The sequence below is a fragment of the Paenibacillus xylaniclasticus genome, from assembly GCF_004001065.1.
Lineage (GTDB): Bacteria > Bacillota > Bacilli > Paenibacillales > Paenibacillaceae > Paenibacillus_T > Paenibacillus_T xylaniclasticus.
The window spans coordinates 46,417-66,757 of record NZ_BIML01000001.1; the positions used below are offsets into that span (position 1 = coordinate 46,417).

At 49.6% G+C, this 20,341-nt stretch carries 18 protein-coding genes; all 18 read left to right on the plus strand.

Annotated elements, in window-relative coordinates; all coding sequences use genetic code 11:
* Nucleotides 1-421: 421 nt before the first annotated feature.
* The 18 genes from trpC to PXY01_RS00265 all read left to right on the plus strand — a co-directional run bounded on the left by trpC (nt 422) and on the right by PXY01_RS00265 (nt 20,298).
* Complete coding sequence (gene trpC / locus PXY01_RS00180; RefSeq protein ID WP_127566063.1) at nt 422-1,231, plus strand: indole-3-glycerol phosphate synthase TrpC; 810 nt, start codon at nt 422-424, stop codon at nt 1,229-1,231.
* 17 nt (nt 1,232-1,248) lie between these two features.
* Nucleotides 1,249-2,442 (plus strand): tryptophan synthase subunit beta, encoded by a 1,194-nt coding sequence (trpB, locus tag PXY01_RS00185; RefSeq protein WP_127566065.1) that lies wholly within the window; start codon nt 1,249-1,251, stop codon nt 2,440-2,442.
* Complete coding sequence (trpA, locus tag PXY01_RS00190) at nt 2,439-3,251, plus strand: tryptophan synthase subunit alpha (protein ID WP_127566067.1); 813 nt, start codon at nt 2,439-2,441, stop codon at nt 3,249-3,251. Before trpB ends, trpA begins: the two co-directional genes overlap by 4 nt.
* Nucleotides 3,252-3,325: 74 nt before the next feature.
* Nucleotides 3,326-4,369, plus strand: coding sequence for a Gfo/Idh/MocA family protein (locus PXY01_RS00195; RefSeq protein WP_127566069.1), 1,044 nt, complete (start codon nt 3,326-3,328; stop codon nt 4,367-4,369).
* Between the two features lie 23 nt (nt 4,370-4,392).
* A complete protein-coding gene (locus PXY01_RS00200) occupies nt 4,393-5,523 on the plus strand; it encodes a DegT/DnrJ/EryC1/StrS family aminotransferase (RefSeq protein WP_174721784.1) in 1,131 nt (376 codons plus the stop codon).
* On the plus strand, nt 5,520-6,650 hold the full coding sequence (locus PXY01_RS00205; RefSeq protein ID WP_246027743.1) for a DegT/DnrJ/EryC1/StrS family aminotransferase: 1,131 nt from the start codon (nt 5,520-5,522) through the stop codon (nt 6,648-6,650). Before PXY01_RS00200 ends, PXY01_RS00205 begins: the two co-directional genes overlap by 4 nt.
* Nucleotides 6,643-7,563, plus strand: coding sequence for a sugar phosphate isomerase/epimerase family protein (locus tag PXY01_RS00210; RefSeq protein ID WP_127566071.1), 921 nt, complete (start codon nt 6,643-6,645; stop codon nt 7,561-7,563). The genes PXY01_RS00205 and PXY01_RS00210 overlap by 8 nt, the downstream gene beginning before the upstream one ends.
* Nucleotides 7,560-8,897: a M20/M25/M40 family metallo-hydrolase gene (locus PXY01_RS00215; RefSeq protein ID WP_127566073.1), complete on the plus strand. Its 1,338-nt coding sequence runs from the start codon at nt 7,560-7,562 to the stop codon at nt 8,895-8,897. Before PXY01_RS00210 ends, PXY01_RS00215 begins: the two co-directional genes overlap by 4 nt.
* Nucleotides 8,894-10,003, plus strand: coding sequence for an Ldh family oxidoreductase (locus PXY01_RS00220; RefSeq protein ID WP_127566075.1), 1,110 nt, complete (start codon nt 8,894-8,896; stop codon nt 10,001-10,003). Before PXY01_RS00215 ends, PXY01_RS00220 begins: the two co-directional genes overlap by 4 nt.
* A gap of 37 nt (nt 10,004-10,040) precedes the next feature.
* The gene (locus tag PXY01_RS00225) at nt 10,041-10,958 is read left to right on the plus strand and encodes a Gfo/Idh/MocA family protein (protein WP_127566077.1); all 918 of its coding nucleotides are present in this window, start codon (nt 10,041-10,043) and stop codon (nt 10,956-10,958) included.
* Nucleotides 10,955-11,344: a DUF6917 domain-containing protein gene (locus PXY01_RS00230; protein ID WP_127566079.1), complete on the plus strand. Its 390-nt coding sequence runs from the start codon at nt 10,955-10,957 to the stop codon at nt 11,342-11,344. The genes PXY01_RS00225 and PXY01_RS00230 overlap by 4 nt, the downstream gene beginning before the upstream one ends.
* Nucleotides 11,345-11,416: 72 nt before the next feature.
* Nucleotides 11,417-12,763 (plus strand): nucleotide sugar dehydrogenase, encoded by a 1,347-nt coding sequence (locus PXY01_RS00235; RefSeq protein WP_127566082.1) that lies wholly within the window; start codon nt 11,417-11,419, stop codon nt 12,761-12,763.
* Nucleotides 12,764-12,790: 27 nt separating this feature from the next.
* A complete protein-coding gene (locus PXY01_RS00240; RefSeq protein WP_164744246.1) occupies nt 12,791-13,483 on the plus strand; it encodes a B3/B4 domain-containing protein in 693 nt (230 codons plus the stop codon).
* Complete coding sequence (locus tag PXY01_RS00245; RefSeq protein ID WP_127566086.1) at nt 13,484-14,761, plus strand: MDR family MFS transporter; 1,278 nt, start codon at nt 13,484-13,486, stop codon at nt 14,759-14,761.
* An 81-nt stretch (nt 14,762-14,842) separates the two neighbouring features.
* Nucleotides 14,843-16,102: an ATP-grasp domain-containing protein gene (locus tag PXY01_RS00250; protein ID WP_164744247.1), complete on the plus strand. Its 1,260-nt coding sequence runs from the start codon at nt 14,843-14,845 to the stop codon at nt 16,100-16,102.
* A gap of 36 nt (nt 16,103-16,138) precedes the next feature.
* Nucleotides 16,139-17,620, plus strand: coding sequence for an ATP-grasp domain-containing protein (locus PXY01_RS00255; RefSeq protein ID WP_127566090.1), 1,482 nt, complete (start codon nt 16,139-16,141; stop codon nt 17,618-17,620).
* 131 nt (nt 17,621-17,751) lie between these two features.
* On the plus strand, nt 17,752-19,497 hold the full coding sequence (locus tag PXY01_RS00260; protein ID WP_127566092.1) for an ABC transporter ATP-binding protein: 1,746 nt from the start codon (nt 17,752-17,754) through the stop codon (nt 19,495-19,497).
* A gap of 126 nt (nt 19,498-19,623) precedes the next feature.
* Complete coding sequence (locus PXY01_RS00265) at nt 19,624-20,298, plus strand: TetR family transcriptional regulator (RefSeq protein ID WP_127566094.1); 675 nt, start codon at nt 19,624-19,626, stop codon at nt 20,296-20,298.
* The last annotated feature ends 43 nt before the right edge of the window (nt 20,299-20,341 follow it).

Here is a 20,341-nt window from a genome sequence, read left to right on the forward strand (position 1 = left end):
CCTTCATGATTAAATAACAACAATCAAGTCCTATGATTGCCTTATGCGCTCAATCGAAAGGGATGAAATGTGTCGATTCATACACTTAATCCCTGCAAAAGTCCCGTCTGAAAATGTGGAATCATGCTCCATATCAGCCTTTTGGACCAAGATGTTAACTTCTTGTGAAGCGTGTAGACGTTTGAAATAGTTTTTGTTATGCTTCATTATGTAGCAAGAGTTGTTACAAAATTGAGCTGAATATTTTTCGTATTCGCTCAAATTTCTCCGGGTTCATACAAAATGCGATGGAATCATTGAAATTTTACACCATGCAGTAGGGAGATTTCATTAAGGCACAAGTATGGACATATTGATACATTATGTATCTTTTGTCGATGCAGGAGCCGCCTTACGTTAAATCCAAAGGAGGACATGCCTCATGTTTATGCTGAATGAGATCATTGCTAACAAGCATCAGGAGATCGATCTGAAAAAAAAGAATCAGCCCGTAGAGAGCCTCAAAGCGAAAGTGCAGGAAGCAAGAGCAGTTCGCGACTTTTATCGTGCATTGTCGGCTCCGGGAATTTCGCTTATTGCAGAGATCAAGCGTAAATCGCCATCTAAGGGAGAATTCCGGACTGATTTTGACCCTGTCGCATTAGGGCGCATCTATTCTCGGAGTGGGGCAAGAGCAATCTCTGTTCTTGCGGATGAAGTCTTTTTCGGCGGTGGCGCTCATATCGTCGAGAGGGTAGCCAACGATAATGAGGTCCATCTTCCTGTCATGTATAAAGAATTTATTATTGATCCGTACCAAATCTATGAGGCACGTTCAGTAGGTGCCGATGCCGTTTTATTAATCGTCAGATGTATCGATAAGCCCGGTATGTTAGCCCAGATGATTGAGCTGGTTCATGAACTCGGCATGAACGCGTTAGTCGAATGCTTCACCGAGGAGGATGCTGCTAAAGCGGTCGAGGCGGGTGCTCGTATTTTCGGCATTAATAATCGTGATCTACAAACGTTCGAAGTAGATCTGAAACGTTCCGAGCAGATTCGATCTGTTCTTCCGAAAGACGCGTTAACCGTTAGTGAAAGCGGTCTTTCCTCGCGGGAAGATGCGCTCCAAGCAGAAGCTTTAGGGTTCGATGCCATGCTGGTAGGAGAAGCACTATTAAAAACACCAGACATTGAAAGAAGGGTGAGAGAGTTCTCAGGACTTGATGCAGCAGCACCCAATAAAGCTTAGAAAGAAGGGATCCCATAATGAAAGGCTTTTACGGCCAATTTGGCGGCGCTTTTGTAGCGGAGACGCTAATCCGAAATCTGGAAGAGCTGAGCAGGGAATATGAGCGTGTGAAGGACGATCCGTCATTCCTGGCGGAAGTCGATCAAATGCTGAAGGAGTTTGTCGGACGACCTACCCCGATTACCCCCCTTCACCGAATGACCACTGATCTGGGAGGGGCGAAAATTTATTTGAAGCGGGAGGACCTAGCCCATACAGGCGCACACAAAATTAACAATGCGCTTGCTCAGGCTATACTCGCTAAACGGATAGGAAAAAAACGAATTGTTGCGGAAACGGGTGCCGGTCAGCATGGTGTAGCGGTTGCAACGGTCTGCTGCTTGCTTGGACTTGAATGCGTCATTTATATGGGTGCGGTAGATGCGGAGCGGCAAGCTCCTAACGTCGACCGGATGAGAATGCTCGGAGCGAACTTAAAGCTGGTTCAACTCGGACAGAGAACATTGAAGGATGCAATCAATGAAGCTATTCGCGATTGGATCGCCAACGTGTCCGATACGCATTATTTGCTTGGCTCGGCGGTTGGTCCTCATCCATTCCCAGAGATCGTCCGGGATTTCCAATCCGTAATCGGCAGAGAAGCCCGTGCTCAAATTCTAGAGAAGGAAGGGCGCTTGCCAGATTGTGTTATCGCCTGCGTCGGAGGAGGAAGCAACTCAATCGGCATGTTCAGCGCATTCCTGGATGATGCTGATGTTAAGCTCATCGGTGTACAGGCAGCCGGCGATGGACTGGATACGAGTCGGCATGCAGCACCCCTTATCAAAGGAAAGCTGGGCATCGTACAAGGAAGTATGACTTATATGCTGCAGGATAAGGATGGGCAAATTCTTGAAACCCATAGTATAGCGCCGGGGTTAGATTATCCGGGAGTCGGGCCGCAGCATAGTTATTTGAAAGATATCGGCAGGGTGGAATATACGTCCGTTAATGACCAAGAGGCATTGCATGCCTTCCAATATCTATGCCGCATGGAAGGGATTCTGCCTGCCCTTGAATCGTCTCATGCAGTAGCACAGGCGTTGAAGGTTGCTCCTACGTTGAAGAAAGATGCGATCCTCCTCGTCAATCTGTCCGGACGAGGCGACAAGGACCTTGAGCAAGCAATTGCAGCCATTAATCGTATGAATGAAACGGAGGTGCCGGTATGAGCCGTATTGAAACGATGTTTGCCCGTTTGAAGGAGCGTGGAGAACGGGCCCTCATTCCTTATATTACGGTCGGGTATCCGACGGCTGAAGGCTCGGAATCGCTCATCCGCACGATTGCAGAGTCGGGCGCTGACATGATTGAACTAGGTATTCCGTATGCCGACCCGCTTGCAGACGGCCCTACTATTCAAGAGGCTAGTCTAACCGCAGTCCATAACGGAATAACGTTAGCCTCGTGTCTTGAAACGGTTCGTTCTTTGCGTGAATCCGGTCTTGAACTCCCCCTTGTTCTGATGGGCTACTGTAACTCCTTGTTAGCCTATGGGCTGGAGCGCTTAGCACATGATGCCAAAGCTGCTGGTGTTGACGGCTTCATCATTCCGGATTTACCGTCCACGATGGCGCAGCCTTGGGTGGACATATTCGAGCCTCACGGCTTGGATGTTATTTTCTTCCTGGCGCCGACGACGACAGAGGAGCGCGCGGCTGCAGTTGTGAGACAGGGACGGGGCTTCCTTTATTGCATTTCTGTAACAGGTGTGACAGGGGAACGAAAATCACTTCCTCAAGAGCTGCCTGAATTTCTGAATCAGGTTCGTAAGGTTACCTCACTTCCGCTGGCAGTCGGCTTCGGCATCTCTGGAGCACATCATGTGCGGGAAGTAAGCGAATATGCAGACGGAGCGATCGTCGGCAGTGCGCTCATTAATCTGATTCGGCAGACGCCTCCAGAGCTCGTAGAACAAGAAGTGAGCCGGTTTATTGCCGAGTTAAAGCAAGCGACCCGCTTAACGTCTGCTCAAGTGTAGAGAGCAAGTGCAGTAAATTGGTCACAGATCGAAATTTAGAAGTTTAACTAGATAAAAAGCTTGGAGGCATTCGAATGCGGCGATCTTTGATTGTCGGCTTTGGAAGAGCGGGAAGAGGGCTTCATTATCATTGCTTACGAAAGGCCATCCAATTGGAGACAGGCAGCGCCCTGTTTGATCCCTCTATCGGAATCATTGATCCGCAGCTGGCGGAAATCGGTATTGCTGACCCGAATTTAGAGCTGTTCAAGGATTGGGATGAAGCCAAATCCCGATTCCAGCCCGACCTCACCGTCGTGCATATCTGTACCCCACCGGAGCTGCATGCTGCTGCACTGCGGCAGGCCGCCGAGCATGGTTACCACACGATCATTATGGAGAAGCCGCTAGCATCCAGCTTAATCGAGTTGGAAGAAATTCAGCAGCTTCAATCTGCATACCGCTTGGACGTGTTGGTCGTTGCCAATTGGCTGTCAAGCAGCTTGACCAAACGGATTCAGCAGCTTCTTCAAACTGGTGAGCTAGGTCCGCTTCGCGGCATAACAGCTTATCAGAATAAGCCGCGGCTGTCGCGTACTTTAGCTAACTCCAGTCACGGTAATGCTTTTGATGTCGAAATACCGCACATAGCCGCATTAGCATTAGCTATCGGAGGAATGACAGCAGAGGTCGTCGCAGCAGACGTTGCGGACATGCGAATCGGACAAGTTCAAATCCCGAAGATGGGCTCTGCACATATTACGCTGCAGCATACCGATGGGGTCGTTACCCGACTTAGCTCCAATCTGGCTTCGCCGGTTCGCGAACGCGCCATTGAGCTGGAGTTTGAGCGTCATACCGTCTGCGGCTACTACCCATCGGGTCAAGATGATAGCTATTCTTGGCTGCGGATGTACACGAAGGAAGGACAACTAATTTCGGAAGAAATCGTATTTGATGATCCGCTGACAGCAGTGTTCGAAGATTTTTACAGCTATTTCAACGGACACGGCCCGAAACCGGTAAGTGATCTCTCTTTTAATGCACATGTAGTAAGAACGATCTGTCAGGCTAAGTCGTTATGCGGCCTGATGAGTCACAACGAGTCGAGTACGATCACTGTGGCAGCACAACGATAAGGAATGATCAATGAGGTGATGATGTGAGTGTAGCTTTTTATTCAGGAGCCCGTTCATTTGAAAGGCAGTGGCCGATTATCGAGCAAACATTGGATCGAATACTGGACAACGGACAGTTCACCAATGGCCCGATTGTAAAAGAGCTGGAGGAGGCGCTAAAAATATATACCGGCGCCAAACATTGCATCGCCGTTGGCAATGCTACGGATGCACTCATTCTAATGCTTCATGCTGCAGGCATTGGTCCCGGCGATGAGGTTATCGTACCATGCTATTCGTTCTTCGCCACTGCATCCTCAGTTGCCCATACAGGGGCAACCCCCGTATTTTGCGATATTGATCCCGTTACGTACAGCATTGACGCAGCCGCCATTGAGGAGAAGATTACCGAGCGGACGAAGGCGATCATGCCCGTTCATCTGTTCACCCAGATGGCTGACATGGCCCGGATTCGGGAGGTAGCGCGGAAATATAATTTGCTGGTGCTGGAGGACAGCGCCGAGGGGATCGGTATGTTCTGTGAAGGGAAGCATGCGGGCTTGCTGGGGGATTGCGGCGTCATTTCTTTCTTCCCGACCAAAACGTTAGGTGCTATTGGCGATGCGGGGCTGCTGTTGACGAACGATGATGAACTAGCAAAGCAGCTGCGTAGGCTTCGCATTCACGGTCAAGAGGAGGATACGCCTTATATTTATCACAGGATCGGCTTGAACAGCCGGATGGATGATGTGCAAGCTGCTGTTCTTTCGGCACGGCTTAGTTCCCTGCAGCACGATATCGCCCGCCGCGCATGGCTAGCTTCCTTGTATGATCAGGAACTGGCAAAAATTCCGCAGGTTACTCCGCCGTCCATCAAGCAACGGACGGATGCTGCAAATCCCGTCTATTACGTGTACCTGATCGAAGCGGAAAACCGCGATCAGCTGGTGTCTTATCTCAGCGAGCTTGGCATTGGTACGGAAGTGTACTACCCAATCCCGCTCCATCTGCAGCCTTGCTTTGCACAGCTTGGCTACAAGACAGGAGATATGCCGGTTGCTGAACGGGCTGCCCGTCGTGCTGTCGGACTGCCGTTATATCCAGATTTGATGGATGAACAGGTCATGGAAGTATGCCGTGCAATACGGAGCTTTTACGAAGGCGGGGTGCTATGATGAAGATTCCTTTTTTTAATTATCCGTTAAGATATGCTTCGGATCGCGAGGCGATCAAAGAAATTGTCTATCGCGTCGGCACATCCGACAACTTCATTTTGAAGGAGCATGTGCAGGAGCTAGAAGAACGCATAGGTCAGTATACGAAGGCTAAGCATGTCATTGCTGTTGCGAATGGAACGGCCGCCCTGACGATTTTGCTGCGCGCAATGGGGGTTGGACCAGGTGTTGATGTGCTTACGCCGGCCTTTTCCTTTATCTCGACGGCTAGCACGATTTCGCTGCTGGGGGGCCGTCCCGTCTTTGTTGATGTTGATCCGAAGATGGGGATGATGGACCCGGAAGATCTCGAAGCTCGAATTACGCCAGCAAGTAAGGTCGTCATTCCGACTCATCTGTTCTCCGTAATGGCGGACATGGAGAGAATAGCACAAGTCGCAGAGCGGCATCAGCTTACGATTCTGGAGGACAGTGCTGTGTCGCTCGGTGCAAGTGTGAACGGTACAATGGCCGGTACATTAGGCGATGCGGGACTGTATTCCTTCTTCCCGGCGAAGTCTCTTGGCGGAATCGGTGATGGAGCCGTCATCGTGACAAATAACGATGAGCTTGGTCGAACAAGCCGTATGCTGCGCAATCACGGTCAGGACGGCATTCACCGTTTCCTCCATCACAAACTCGGGTACAACATGCGGATGGATGAAACGGTAGCCGGTTATCTGTTGCACAAATTCCAGCGCTACGAACAGCTTCTACAGCGCAGGAGAGAGATTGCTTCGCGCTATCATGCAGCATTCGCGGAGTGGTCTTCTCAAATCAAAATCGTAACCGATAACCATGACTCCCGAGTGTATTACACGTATGTCATTCAAGCCGAGCATCGCGATGATCTGCAAAGAAGCTTGGCCGAACAGGGCATTGAGACGCAAATTTACTATCCGCTGGCGCTTCCGCTTCAGCCGGCATTCTCATATCTTGGGCACAAAGAAGGCGAGTTCCCGAACGCCGAGGCCATTACCAAGAGCTCTCTCGCACTCCCGTTGTATCCGGAAATGCCAGATGACCATGTCGAGCAAGTTATCGAAGCGGTGATCGGCTTCTATACGAAGGTTAAAGTCCATGCCTAACCCGTATCGCATCGAGTTGTCCGGACTGGGGGACGAAGCCGGTGCTTCACTGGAAGCTCAACTGCATACTCACTTGGAGCTGGGATGGAACGAGATTGAGCTGCGATCAGCAAATGGACAAGCGTTCTCCGAATGGGACACTGCTTTCTACCGCCAGGCTTGCCGTGCATTGAGTGCTTCCGGTGTGCGCGTTACCGCGGTAGCCTCACGTATCGCCAATTGGGAGCGGCCGATTACCGGCGATTTCGAGTCGGATATGGAGGAGCTCAAACGTGCAGCCGACAAAATGCGTGCAATCGGTGCGCGATATATCCGGGTTATGTCATATCCGAATGACGGTTTGCCGGAAGAGGAATGGAAGGCAAGGGTATTGGACCGCTTTCATCGATTGACTGACGCGGCGAAGGATGAAGGTGTCGTTCTGCTCCATGAAAATTGCTCAGGCTGGGCGGGAACGAATCCCGACAATGCTCTTGAGCTTGTGGAGACTATTCGAAGCCCTTATCTGCGGTTAATGTTTGATACCGGGAACGGGATTGCTTACCGTTACAATACTTTAGCCTATTTGAAGCGGGTATGGCCATACGTCGAGCACGTACACATCAAGGACGGTACATTACATGGCGAGGAGGCGGTATATAGTTTTCCCGGCGAGGGTGCTTCACAGGTGCGGGAATGTCTGCTTTGGCTATTGGACCACGGGTATAACGGCATTCTAGCGATTGAGCCGCATCTTCATCTCATTCCGCATTTGAAGCAGACCGGTGAGGGAGCAGACCTAAGCGGCTCGTATATTGCCTATGGACGTCGATTGGAACAGCTGCTCGAAGAGCTGTACATGACTTATGGCCCACGACATGTAAGCATGGACTCAACGGCTGCACTTCAAGAAGAAAGGCAGGTCAACCGATGAAGGAAGGAGCTCAAGAACGGCTCGTTACGGCTGAGTATGTCGATTTGCTCATGAAGCTGCTGCAGACGAATACCGTTTCGCCCATGGAGACCGGAGAGCCATCCGAGCTGGCGGCAGCGATGGACTTGTATGCACGATTTGCCGCAGAACGGTTGAACGGCGAGGTTGTCTATTACAAAGCGCCGCAGCCTGAGGAAATCGACAGCTTCTACATGCCTGTAAGTGTACAGGAGTGTGCCGATCGAATGGGACCTAGCTTCTGGGAATCTCAGCCGAGCATGGTGATAAGGCTTGGCCCGAAGCGGCCCATGACGCATACTTTAATGTTTAATTTTCATATGGATACCGTCGCTGGTTCATTCCCCGTCTCCTTTGACGGGGAACGATTTATCGGACGGGGCGCTGTCGATATGAAAGGTCCGGCAGTTGCTTTGCTTGCCGGCCTGGAAGGAGCGATTAATGAACATCCGGCGTTAACTGATAACCTTAGTATCCTGATTCAATGTGTCAGCGGAGAGGAAGGAGGAGCGATGGGGGTCTATGGCACGAAGCTGCTGGCGGATCATGGCTACATTGGCAGCCTGAACCTGTTTGCTGAGCCTTCCGCCGGGGTTTATTTTGACAAGTCCACCACCTCCATGACAGCCCGAATTGAAGTCCTCGGTATCGATGCGACCGATGATGCGCCGCATCTGGGACATAACGCTACGCTTCTGCTTGGCTACTTGGCTCAGCGATTGTTGACCGAGCTTTCTCCAACAATTACGGAAGAGGGAGGCAAAATGTGTCTGGCAGGACTCCATACCGGCACCATGCACAATAAAGTGTACGGAACCGGCCGGATGCTTATCAATTTCGCGTATACCTCGACGGAGAGCGGGCAACGGATTCGAACGATGACCGAGCAAGCATTCGCGCTGTTGCTCGATCAATTCGCTGAACAATATCAAGACAATCCGTTCAGTCGATTGACGGCGGAAGCAGCCAGCGACATATGTAAGCTTACTTGGCTTAAGCAAGGGCTGCCCGTGTTAAATAACCGCAGCGAGGCGTGGGAAGGCTTCCTCGCCGGGCTTGGCTGGCAGCGGAACCCAGAGAAGCTTGAGGACAATGCTTTTACATGTGATGCGATGTGGGCACAACGGGAGGATACTTACACGATCGTCTTCGGACCTGGAAGCTTAAGCGCGAATCTTGCCCATGCCGAGGGAGAATTTATTACGATTACAGAGATGGAGCAGTATGCGAGCGAAATAATGAAGCTGCTCATCGCTTGCGGCGCGGGACATCCGAAGCTCGCATTGCTCGGAAGGAAGGGAGAGACCGTAACATGAGTCATGAGGTTAGAGTAGAGCGGAAAGAGCTAAGGCGATTTATTGAGCACGTATTTGCAGCTTGCGGTGTTTCAGAGGAACATAGCCGCACAGCAGCGGATGTGCTGTGCTATGCGGATGAGGCAGGGTTTGATACCCATGGCGTTGCGAATTTAGAACGGATTTATGTAACGAAGCTGCAAGGAGGGCGGATTAACCCAACTGCTGAATTTATGATCGTCTCTGAGACTCCCGGGATTGCAGTGATGGACGCAGGACAAGGGCTCGGGCTGGTCGCCGGCGTTCACGCGATGAATCTAGCCATCGCTAAGGCACGTCAGGTCGGGGTCGGATGCGTAGCGGTTCGCAATTCGTCCCATTTCGGCGGGGCCGGTTATTACGTAAAGCAAGCGCTTGAAGCGGGAATGATCGGCATTGCGATGAGCAACTTAGGAGCACAGACGATTGCAAGGCCTTTGAACGGTACGGTGAACATGCTTGGCTCGAACCCGATTTCCATGAGCGCACCTGCTGACAGTCTACCGCCCTTCGTGCTGGAAATGGGCACGACCGTCGTTGCCACCGGTAAGGTGCTTGCCGCCAAGCGCAAGGGAGAATCGATACCGGAAGGATGGCTGGTCGACGATAACGGCAAGCCGGTTACCGATCCAGAAGCTTACTATAACGGAACAGGGCACATCCAAATGCTAGGGGGATCTTTAGAAACAGGCGGGGCCAAAGGATACGGTCTAGCCGTCATGGTTGATATTCTTTGTGGAGCACTATCCGGCGCGAAAATGGGGCCTGATCCAAGCCTGCTGGACCCTAACAATGCTAATGCAGGTAAAGTAGACGACGATGTAGGCCACTTCTTCCTGGCACTTGATGTGGCCGCTTTCCGCCCATTGAAAGAATTTCAATCCTCAATGGATACCATGCTGCAAGCTTTGCTTTCATGCCCAACGAGCTCACCGGAGAAGAAGGTCGTATATGCGGGCTATCCGGAAGCGATGCATCAGAAGAACAGCAATTCGATTGCCATTCATCAGCAGCTGTTTGAATCTCTTGAAGAATTGGCAAGCCGCTTAAATATCCCTTCATTAGCCTATTCAATGTCCATCTCATAACAGTGTTCAACAATACGACTATAAAAGGAGGAAATTCATGTTCGTGCGTGTTGGAATGATTGGAATGGGTGTCATCTCCAAATTTTATGTAGACGCCTTGAAGAACCGTCTTGACAATCCGCAATTGGTAGCGGTATGCGATCTAAGCGAGGATCGGCTACGGCCCTTTAAGGAGCAAGGTCTTCACTGCTTTCTAGATTATAAAGAAATGCTTCGCCAAGAAAATATCGACGCCGTTATCGTCAATGTACCCAATGATAAGCATTATGAAATTTGCCGGGATGCCTTGCTGGCCGGCAAGCATGTTTGCTGTGAGAAGCCGATGACCCTAACGCTCTCCGAAGCGGAAGATCTGGTCCGTTTGTCCCGTTCCACCGGGCGAACGATGTTTACGGCATTCCATAGACGCTATAACGTTCATTTTGTACGTGCACTTAGCAGCTTGCCGAGAGAGGATATCGTCTCCGTATCAGCCAGCTACTTGGAGAAAATTGAGGACCATGCCGGCTTCGATCAATGGTATTTGGAGCCGGAGCGATGCGGCGGCGGCTGTGTTGCCGATAACGGGCCGAACGTGTATGATACGCTCGCTTTCTTCCTGGGACGGTTGACGGTAGTTTCTACTGATATTGTCCGCAATGAAAGGAACGTCGATATCGAAGCGAAGGTGGAGCTCGTGACGCAGACCGGCATTCCAGTTTCCGTCCATTTGGATTGGGCATATCCCTATGGGGAGAAGAAAGATGTCATCATCCAGTTAAGTAACGGCGACACGATTACGGTAGATATGCTGGCTGGATTTACTGAGTTTAAATCGTCCCTTTATCACGAATACGAGGAAATATTAAAAGACTTTGTTTTCCAAATTCAAGCTGGGGATTGCCACGGCGAGGATGGCCTTGATGCGGTCCGCCTCGTTCACGAAACCTATGGCATGGAGGCCGTTACGAAATGAGCCGTACAGAGAAAAGGCTAGTAGAAGGGGTCTTCGTCAAGCTGCTGTTTCATAAGCAGGAGGATCGGGGAATGCAGCTCATCGAGTTCGATACACGGTGCGTACGCCAGGGTGAAATTCATGAAATTGTGACCACGACGGAACGGACTGCGGTATGCGGTGACCGGATCAATCATGTCGGATTTTTAGGATTTGTTGAATTGAGCTGCGGCGGAATCATCCAACGGGGTGACCAAGTACGAGTCAGAGATCGTGTTATTGGTCAAGTAATTGGCTTCGACGAATGCCACTTCCCTAATCATTACAACATTTTGATCGCTTCTGATGAATTGTTGGCGGCAGATGATCTAGATTTGTCCGTAGAGACGGCAATCGCCTTCGGCTAAGCGGGCCATTAATCGTTCCAAATATCTGATCTGGATCAACAGTGCCACAGAATGAATATAGGAGTGAGTCGAATGCATCTCCAATTGAAAATCAAAAACAAAGAGGCGAAAATCGGAATTGTTGGCATGGGTTATGTTGGTTTGCCACTAGCTCTTGAATTTGCCAGGGCAGGATTTCCGGTAACGGGGATCGATCTCAACGAGGATAAGGTTCGCATTTTGAATAATGGCGACAGCTACATTGTAGGGGTAGATCATTTCCACGATGTTATCACCGAAGGAAAGTTTCGGGCCACAACAGACTTTCAAATCATAAGCACCATGGACGTCATCTGCATATGCGTACCTACACCACTTAGTAAAAATCAGGATCCTGACTTAACTTATATCCGATCGGTCGTCGAAGAATTGAAGAAATATATGACGACGGAAACCTTAGTTGTATTGGAAAGTACAACCTATCCGGGCACGACGGACGAAATAATCGGCAAGGAACTGGCGAACATTGGTCTCCATGCTGGCAACGATTATTATCTGTGCTATTCGCCGGAACGGGTAGATCCTGGTAACAAGAAATACAGCATTCGCAACACTCCGAAGGTCATTGGCGGAGCGACGCCGAAATGTCTGGAGCTTGGGGAGATGCTGTATGCTTCCATCGTCGAATCCACCGTTAAAGTGACCTCGACGCGATCTGCCGAAATGTCCAAGCTGTTGGAAAATACGTTCAGAAGTGTAAATATTGCCTTCATTAACGAAATAGCGCTGCTCTGCGACAGACTCGGCGTTAGTGTATGGGAAGTTATACAAGCAGCGGCAACGAAGCCCTTCGGCTTTATGCCGTTCTATCCGGGTCCTGGAATCGGCGGACACTGCATTCCGCTTGATCCGATGTACTTATCATGGAAAGCTAAAGGCGAAAATTTCTTCAGTCGGTTTATTGAGCTGTCCCAAGATATGAACCGGAACATGCCAAGGTATGTGGTACAAAAAATTTCAGATGTTTTAAATGCGAAAGGGAAGCCCATTAACGGATCAAAAATATTACTGCTTGGAATGGCCTACAAGCCTGACGTGAACGATTGGCGCGAATCTCCAAGCTTGGAGGTCTATGAGCTGCTTCATGCCAAAGGAGCCAAGCTGACTGCCAACGATCCGTTCTGTGACACGATTGTAACCGACGGAGGATATACGATTAAACCGGAGACTGTCATCGATAAAAGTAGCCTGCCTGGCTATGATTGCGTCGTTCTGCTGACGGCTCATTCCAGTTATCATCTGCCGGACATCGTCAACTCGGGTGTACCAGTGCTCGATACGCGAAACGCATTTGCAGGGATGAATATGCCGAACGTTGTCCGAATCGGCGACGCCATGCCAGCATTGCAGCAGAAGGAGCGGACGCTGATGAGCGTCTGATCGAAATTTATGACAGGGAGGAAGCATATGTTCAATCGGATTGAAATAACTGAGCAAGTGAAGGAGCGTCTGGGTGGCATTAACGTGTACGGCTGTCGGCTTCAGCTAAGTCCTAAGGAGGCAGCAGCTGACTATTCAGATTTGTGGGAGCAAATTCATAGCCGCTGGCGGGGCAAAACAAAGGCCGAGGTCGCTTCAACTCCGTTAGTGGCAGTGTATTCTCAGTTTTATGCCAGTATTGGATTGGATACGAAGAAAACGCCCCCATCTGTCCAAAATATGCTCCAGCGCTTCTTCATCAAGGATGAGCTAGAGAGAGTACCACTGATACATCCAATTGTGGATGCCGTCAATATCGCTGCTTTGCAGCATCTCATTCCTCTTGGCGTATTCGATGCAGATTGTGTCAACGGACCTCTGCGGTTGACCTACACCAAAGGAGGAGAGCCATTCCAAGGCTTGGGGGCAGCTGAACCCGAGCTGCTGCCGGAAGGTCTGCTTGTGCTTGCCGACGATGAAAAAACGCTATCCCGGTTCTGTTACCGGGATAGTGAGGTACAGAAGGTTACCGATAAGACACGCAATATCTGCCTACTAGGCTGTCAGGTGCCGGGCGTTGATCAAGAAATTGTGGAGCAATCGTTACGGACGGCAATCGAGCTGCTGGAGCGGAAGTACCGATGGGAAGCCGCTGAGGAACTGAGCAGCGAGAGGGTGTAAATGGTGGGAGCGACGAACAAATGGATAGGCCTTCTGCATCGTTATGACGCTGCAATATGGATACGGGTGGCAGGTAACGCCATCAACGCCATGACAACCTTTATTATCCGCCCGTTTCTGGCTCTATATCTGTTTGATAAATTAAACGGTTCCATCCTGGACGCGATGCTCGTTATTGGATTGCAGCCTTTCGCAGGAATGCTTACCGGGATGTTATCAGGCGGTTTAAGCGACCGGTTCGGACGGAAGCCTGTTATGATTGCAGCGCTATTCATTCAAGTGCTATGCCTCGGCGCCTATTCGCTGGCGGATAGTGTATGGGCCTTCGCCGTCATTACCGCTATAATCGGCGTCGGCTCCGCTCTATTCACGCCGGCCGCCAATGCAATGATTTCGGATGTGGTGGAGCTCGACAAGCAGGCTGAAGTATTCGCTCTGCTTCACACCGCCTCCAATGTCGGAACCGCAATGGGTCCAGCCATCGGACTAATGCTGTTTCAATGGAACCCGAACGTCGTATTTTTGGGCAGTGCGTTCGTGCTCTTAGCTTATATCTTTCTCGTATTATGGAAAGTTCCAGAATCCTATAAAGCTGCCCGCAAGGTAGAAAAACAGGCTGTGAGCAGCACTTATTCCCGTTGGACAGACCATAAGTCTCTTTATGCGTTGATGCTTCTAGCAACGCCTATCGGACTAATCTATGCGCTGGTTATTTCGATGCTTCCATTTCATCTCGGGGATCACTTTAAGCAGCCGGAAGATATTCTAGCTTCGCTCATGACACTTAACGGCATACTCGTCATCGCTTTGCAGATGTGGCTGGTTAAACGTACCGAGCGCTTTGCGGCAGCGTCCATCGTCGGTGTATCGTATGCCATGTTCGCCGCCGTTGCCTTCGGCTATGCTTACTCGCCGTATATTTACTTGTTATTCATTACCGAAACTATTTTCTCCGTAGCTGAGATGTTGATTGGTCCTCATTTGCAGAGAACCGTATCCGCGATTGCACCAGAGGAGAAACGGGGATTCTACTTTTCTATCTTCAGCTTGCACATGCATCTTCCGCTCGCTCTCGGACCGGTCGCTGGCGGACTTCTTTATGAGGCTTTCGATGGTCAGGTTTTATTTACAATGCTTGGCTTAGTCTTCGTGACTGCCGGAACGCTGCAGACGATATTAATCCGCAGGCTGAAACATAAGCTGCACCGAGATGAGCATACGAGAAGCAGCTTAATTGAGCATAAAGCGGAGAAGAAAGTACAAATATCTGCACCGTAAGCATGGTTGACGATACACAGCATGATGCACTTTCGTCAGGTGCAATGTACTGAAAATCGTTGTTTAGGAGGCGGCTCTTTTATGAAATCAGGACAGGTTATCGCAATCATTCATCGGTTTGGAGATTACGTTTTTGGCGGCTTCGTAAATTACACGAACGTCATTAATCACTCGGACAATCGGGTCATCTATTTCGTCAATCAGAGAGGACATAAAGATATTGAGGCCTATGCGGACCAGGCCGCTGCAATATATGAGCTTGAAGATATCGAGGACTATGAGGCTCTCGAGGTTGCTGCCGCTGAAGCCGTGAACTCGTATGGACCGATCGACCTGCTGATTGCTTTGTCGGAATTTGATCTGATCAATGCTGCTAAGCTTCGGACTAAATTCAACATACCAGGCATTTCGGAACAAAGAATAGCGCTCTACCGCGACAAAATTGTAATGAAAGAACGTGTAAGAAGAGACGGGATACGAGTTCCAGAATTTTTGGATTACACCTCAACGGACGATGCCGTAGCATTTGCCTCACGTGTCGGCTATCCGATCATGCTGAAGCCTAAGCGAGGGGCCGCCAGTCAAGGGGTCAAAAAGGCTGACAACGAGTCTGAGCTTAAGAAAATATTAGAAGAGATCGAACAAGCAGGAGAGACGGACAATTATCAATGTGAAGAGTTCATCAACGGACCTATTTTCCATATTGACGGCTTGATTCATAAGGGGCAGCTGCAGTTCATCGCGGTGTCCCAATATGTGAACGGTTGTTATGCTTTCTCGCAAGGAATACCGAATGGTTCGTTCATCGTGACAGACAGGCTGGAGCTCAAAGAACGGATGACCCGCTTCACCGAGAAGGTGCTGCATTCTCTTGAGCTTCTCAATGGCTGTTTTCATCTGGAGGTCATCGACCGCAATAGCTGCGAAGCCGTATTCTTGGAAATCGGTGCGCGGATGGGCGGAGCCGAGACTCCATTCTTGACGCAGGATCTTTACGGAGTGAACTTGTGTGAGGAATGGATTAGAATCGAGCTCGGCACCTTTACGCCGCTGAAAGTGCCAGAGAGCGGTGTGCATGGCGGATTACTGCAATTCCCTGAGCCTCCAGGTACACCTGTCGAAGTCATAAGCGTAACGAGCCTGCTTGGAGTCATTCCTGAAATTTATCACGAACGGATTCCAGAGCCAGGTGAGATCATGGACGGCAAAGGCTCTTATTATCATATTAGCGGCAGATATATGTTTCGAGGCGACAGCGAAGCACAGGTCGAACAGGCAATTCATCGTGCGATCGAATGCTTCCGGATCGAAGCGAAGCCGCTGGAGCAGGTGCAAGCATAATCGTTCATACAGTAGGATGAAGAGAGGTGCGGCCGAATGAAAAACATTTTACTCGTCAGCGATCTGGGAGGGTTTCCGCCTTCCGTTGAAACGTTATCGAAGCTGGCGAATGTATCGGTATATGTTCCGCGTCCCAGTGCGGTAACGAGGAAGTATATGGAGACCGTTCACCGCTATGCGCACGCTGTTCTGCAAGAACGTACGGCCTTCTCTCCGAGCGGATATGTCCATCCGGATTGGGTCACATTCAAGGGAGCGGAGCCATATACGTTATCGGATGATGAGATGGTAGAGGCTATTATATCAGCTGCTAGGAAGTTCGAGGCGGACGGAATTATTTTCGGCGGAGCGGAAAATATGGTGCTGTCCGTTGCGCGTGCAGCTGAAGCGCTCGGTCTGCGGTCCGCAGGAGTCATGCCTGCACGGAGGGCGCGCAACAAGCTAACGATGAGAGAGACGTTCCGATCAGCAGCTGTTCCGTCGCCAGAATTCCGCGCCATTAACAGCGAGGAGGATTTACGAGATGCGGTACGTGAGTTAGGTTATCCGCTTGTGCTGAAGCCAACCTACTTAGCTTGCTCCATCGGCGTAACGCTGCTTGATGGCACACGTGATCCGATTGAAGTGTATCGGCAGGTTCGGCAAAGCATCAGCGCAGATTCAGGCGATCTGCTCCTATTCAATGATGATTGCCTCTTCATTGTAGAGTCCTATATGGAGGGCTGCAACGCAGATTGGTATGACGATCCGAGATTCGCCGATTACGTTTCGGTAGAAGGGATGATGGTCGGCGGACGTTATCATCCGATTGCGATTACAGATAAGGCTCCTATGCATTCGAGCTTCACGGAGACAGCTCACATTGTACCGAGTGTGCTGGACGAGGAGGCAAGAGCCATTATCGTGGAAGCTTGCCGGAAGGCGAACGAAAGCTTAGGACTGGAGAATTGTCCAACCCATACCGAAGTAAAGCTGATGAAGAATAGGCAGGTTGGCATCATCGAGACTGCAGCTCGGTTTGGTGGCTGGAACATTATTCCGCAAATAAATCAGGTTTATGGTCTAGATCTTACCAAAGCTTGGGCGGAAGTGATTCTGTATGGTCAGACAGACGAATTGCCTGCGACGTGCTTGGCTGAATCGTCCATATCCCGCTGCAACGTACGGATCTATCTAGAGGACGATGTCACGATCAAGAGCAATCAGTCCTACCAATATAACGGTCACACGCCTTTGGACGAGCTGTTGCCGCCTGGTGTGAAGCTTGTACAAGAGAGTGAAATTGCTTTAGGCTCGACCGTAAGTACGATCCCAGAGCTGAACGCGATGAGCTTTGTTTCGACGCTCGATCTGGAAGCTGAAGATTCTCGATCGCTAGGAGAAGCTGTTCAGCAAATTCGCCACAAGGTACGGTTAGATGTAGAGAAGCTTCCGAATGTAAGCATAACGCAGGAGCTGCCGCCTAAATCCTCCGCCAATGAAACGAAGGAAGCTTTGCTGACGGGAAACCGTGCTTAATATTTTCATGCATCTATCATCCGCGAACACTCATACGAGTGTTCGTTTTTTTGTTACACTACAAATATGTTCATCAGGGGGATATAATGAAACACAGTTATGGAGGAGATTTTTGAAAGGAGCTTATGATCTTGTCTAATTTCAGGGCCTATTTTAGTTTCGTCAAGCCCTACTGGCATCTAGTCATACTTACAGTCGTTATCGGCGTCATAAAGTTCGCTATACCATTAACTTTGCCTCTTATTCTGAAATATGCGGTAGACGACGTATTATTATCATCGCAGCCTGATAAGGAAAAGATAACAAGACTGTTTACGATGATTGGAGCTGCTTCGGTATTGTTTGTCGTTATACGCTATCCGATTGAGTATTACCGGCAATATTTTGCGCAGCTCATCACCTCTCGAACCTTATTTGATATTCGGAATAAACTGTACTCGCACTCACAACGTTTATCGCTGCGTTATTATCATAATCATAAGTCTGGCGAGATTATTTCCCGCATGATGAATGATGTGGAACAGACGAAGAGCCTCGTGGAGACGGGGATGATGAATATATGGCTGGATCTTATCACGCTCTCCATCGCGTTAGGAATTATGAGTTACATGGATGCCTCCTTAACGCTCGTAGCGATCGCGATTCTTCCGTTTTATGCGATCGCCGTCAAGCTGCTCTATAAGCGTTTGCGGCAGTTAACGAAAGCGAGATCACAATCCTTAGCCGAAATGCAGGGCTACCTGTATGAGCGGATCAATGGAATACCGGTCATCAAGAGCTTTACTTTAGAGCAGCACGAGCAGCGGCAGTTCGGCCACAAAAATGAACAATTTCTTAAACGGGCAATTGCACAGACCCGATGGAATGCGCTTACGAACGGCATTATTAACACGTTAACTGATATCGCCCCGCTATTAGTCATTGCATATGGCGGATATCAGGTCATCCAAGGTCATCTCACCGTCGGGGCATTCGTGGCATTCTTCGGATATTTGGAGAGGCTCTATAACCCACTTCGACGAATTGTCAATTCTTCGACGGAGCTTACGCAAGCTAGTGCGTCACTGGAACGTGTGCTGGAATTTATGAGAGAGCCCTATGATATTGATGATGCTCCTCATGCCAAGCCAATAAGGGATATACAGGGACGAATCCAGTTCAACGATGTATGGTTCAAATATGCCGATGAATCCGACTGGGTGCTGAAAGGGATTACCCTTGACATTCGTCCTGGTGAAACGATCGCGTTCGTCGGGATGAGCGGGGGAGGCAAATCGTCTATCGTCGGGTTAATTCCGCGCTTATATGATGTCCAACAGGGGACAGTCACCTTTGACCATGAGGATGTTCGTAATCTTACGCTGAATAGTTTACGAAGCCAGATCGGCATCGTACTGCAGGACAATATTTTGTTTAGCGGCACGATATACGAGAACATATTGCTAGGAAGACCTGACGCTACAGAGGAAGAGGTACGAGAAGCAGCCAGAGCTGCGAATGCGCATCATTTTATTGAAGAGCTGCCGCAAGGATACGATACACAAATTGGCGAGAAGGGCGTCAAACTATCGGGCGGACAAAAGCAGCGGGTCGCTATAGCGCGTGTATTTCTGAAAAATCCGCTTGTCATTATATTGGATGAAGCGACATCGGCACTGGATCTTGAATCCGAGCATCTCGTCCAGGAATCACTCGAGCAGCTGGCCCGCCAGCGCACGACGATCATCATTGCCCATCGACTGTCGACGATTACCCATGCGGACAAAATTGTTCTCATTGAACATGGTGAAATTAAAGAGGTAGGTACGCACCAGGAGCTAATGGAGCTAGATGGCGCTTATGCGCGGCTGTTTAGCATTCAAAACGTTGGAGAGTAAGAAGTAGTGTAATCTATTTAAGAGCTGCCTTATTGAGGAGCTCTTTTTTTTCTGCCGCTCCCTATATTGACAATCTGCCATCAATATCCATACAATATGAATGAATCATTCATTTCGAGGTGATATATGGCTGACGCGAGACTTCATAGCATCTATTTTCATGCAGGCAGACTTTTCAATACCAAGCGTTACGCGAATACGAAAGTATCTGAAATTGCTGCGGCTGCTGGCATTGCCACGGGCACGATCTACAATCTATTTACTAGTAAGAAGGCCATCCTGACCTTTGTCATCCGTGCTTCATTGGACAAGGATTACCTTGACTCCGATATTTCGCTTCCAATCGAAGATGCCGACATGAACCATCTGAACGACCTTTGCGTAAAGCTGTATAATCGAATCTTCAACGATGTTTTACGAATCGTGGATGAGGAAGGGGCAATTATTAAAAGCTTCAAACAGATGATATCCGATATTTTTGACATGAATGCGGACGTCTTGCTTGCAACTGGCAATATCGAGACGAACGCGAGCATTCTACGCGAATTGGCTAACGCCTTTTTCCCAGCGAAGGAAAGGTTTTTCCAAGTCTTCGAGCATAATTTAACGATCTACATGGAAGCAGGCGAAATTCAAAAGCTCGATTACCCGCGCGTCCACGTTCAATGTATCAACGACATATTGACCTGGTGGGCGATGAACGCAAACATCTTAATGCCCGACATCTCTGTACCGCGCGATAAAGCACGTGAAACTGCTGTCGATCTCGTGACGAGGGCATACTTCATTGACCCTAATTAAATCCGGCACGCTCTACGCGTGCCAAATAAAATGAACGAAAATG